Origin of the sequence: Frankia sp. CcI49 (assembly GCF_001983215.1) — a bacterium.
In the GTDB taxonomy this organism is placed as follows: Bacteria; Actinomycetota; Actinomycetes; order Frankiales; family Frankiaceae; genus Parafrankia; species Parafrankia irregularis.
The window spans coordinates 1-1,893 of sequence record NZ_MOWP01000075.1 but is presented as its reverse complement, the minus strand read 5'-3'; the positions used below and the strand labels follow the sequence as shown (position 1 = coordinate 1,893).

Annotated in this window: 3 protein-coding genes; all 3 read left to right on the top strand. The window is 68.7% G+C overall.

What is annotated here, in order from left to right; all coding sequences use genetic code 11:
• The coding region (locus tag CcI49_RS42985; RefSeq protein ID WP_206745190.1) for a hypothetical protein at positions 1 to 237 on the top strand (237 nt) is incomplete at its 5' end.
• A gap of 345 nt (positions 238 to 582) precedes the next feature.
• Complete coding sequence (locus tag CcI49_RS39425) at positions 583 to 1,182, top strand: helix-turn-helix transcriptional regulator (protein WP_076834848.1); 600 nt, start codon at positions 583 to 585, stop codon at positions 1,180 to 1,182.
• A complete protein-coding gene (locus tag CcI49_RS39420; RefSeq protein ID WP_054568358.1) occupies positions 1,179 to 1,748 on the top strand; it encodes a hypothetical protein in 570 nt (189 codons plus the stop codon). The genes CcI49_RS39425 and CcI49_RS39420 overlap by 4 nt, the downstream gene beginning before the upstream one ends.
• Positions 1,749 to 1,893 lie beyond the last annotated feature (145 nt).

The following is a 1,893-nucleotide window of genomic DNA, read 5'->3' as shown; positions in this document are numbered from 1 at the left end:
ACCCACGATTTCCAGACCCCTGTGAAGAGCACCACTCACCACCAGAAGACCTTGAAAAGCCCCGACCACAGCCCCTCCACGACCAGCCATGCCCGTATTTTCCCGATGCCGTACGGCCAGCGTCACCGGTTCAACACCGGCATGCGAACCGGCCTGCGCAGAGCGTCCGCGACCGCTCCACGTGCGCAGCGAATTTCTTTTCTGGGCCAGCTCCCGACCGGCTCAGAGCACAGGTAAATCACCCGCCGATGACGGTAGACAAAGTGACCGAAACACCGACACGGCTCCTTCGGGAGGCTGGGACGGTATCGCCCGATTCGCTCGATATCTCGCCAGAAAAAGGGCGGGCGGATCAGATCCCTGCTCATGCGGCGCGCCCCGGCACCGGCGGCGGCCCGCCCACGGGACCGACAGGGCCGAAGGCTCGCCAGGGGCGGGAAGCCGCGGACGTTCCAGCGCTTCTGCCCTGTGGAAGTCGACACGCCGACGTCCAGCCGTTGGCACACGCCGAGACCCGCCCTCGGCCGCGGGCACCCTCCGCTCGCCAGTGCTGATTATCTAATCGGATAACCCACGGATAGGATGGTGCCTGTGGAACCCGATCGGGACACCCGTGAGGTCATCGCGTTGCTGGATCGCGCGTTGGCTGACAGTGGCCTGAGCCAGGCAGATTTCGCCGTCGCGCTGGGTACCTCGGCCTCGAGGCTGTCGACCTACCGTTCGGGCCGGACCAGGCCGACCGCGGTGTTCTGCGTCCGCGCACTCAGGGTCGCCAGCGCGCTGGCCGCCGCACGCTCCTCCCGGCTGATGTCCGCACCGGAGACTGCCACGGCGATTCGGCACGCGATGGGCGACGAGGACCGAGCGTGGCGGATGCTGTTGCAGGGCCGCGACCACCTCAGCCTCCTCCTCGACCAGCAGGACGGCTGCCCCGGGGCGTGGGAGGCCGCGCCGCCGTCAACGGGAAGCCCCGGCTTCGACGTCCTGCTCGCGGCGCTGGCTCGCAGAGAGTTCGACCGGGCAGGAGTCGAGCCGCCCGCCTGGTGTGAAGCGCAGCGTCTCCCGCTGCCCTGGGTGCCCGAGCACCCCTTCCTCGACCCCGACGAGGTGATCGCCGCTACTCCCGACGATCTGAAGCGTCTCAATGTCTTCGTCCCCGCCCGTGACCTGTTGACCGCATGAACGAGCGGTACGAGTTCTCCGCGGCCGAGATCGTCGCTTTGCTGGCCAGGCTCGACGAGCGGCTGCGCGCACGAGGAGTGTCGGGGTCGGTGTTCGTCGTCGGCGGCGCGGCCGTCGCCGTGACGTCGGGTCGGGATCTGCGGCGCACCGAGGACGTCGACGCGATCACGTCAGACAGCGTGGTTGTCACCGAGGCCCGTGAGCTCGCACGCGCGGAGGGCCTTCCGGAGAACTGGCTCAACACCAGGGCGGGCATGTGGATGCCGCCGCTACCAGCGGAGGCTTCCACCCCAGCGCCTGGCCCCGGGCTGCATGTGACCTATGCATCGGACGGCTTCCTGCTCGCCACCAAGCTGATCGCCCAACGCCGCAAGGACGCGGCGGACATCCGCGAGCTCGCGGACCGGACCGGACTGGCCGAGGCGACCGCCGACCAGCTCGAAGCACTGATCTATCAGTACTACACCGACCCCGGCATCCTCGAGTTCATCGTCGATGGGAACGACGTCGCGGGCGAGGTGCGGCTCCTGGCCGAGCGGGCCGCGCGGATGCTCGCGCGGCGGTGACCAACCTGGCGGCGACAGGCAGGGCAGAGCCTGACCACCCGCATGAACACGGACGCGGAAACGCCGGTACGCCCGGACGTCTTGTGAACGTCACGGGCGCACCGGCGTCATACCCAGGGCGGTAGCCCCAGCCCTGATCCACACC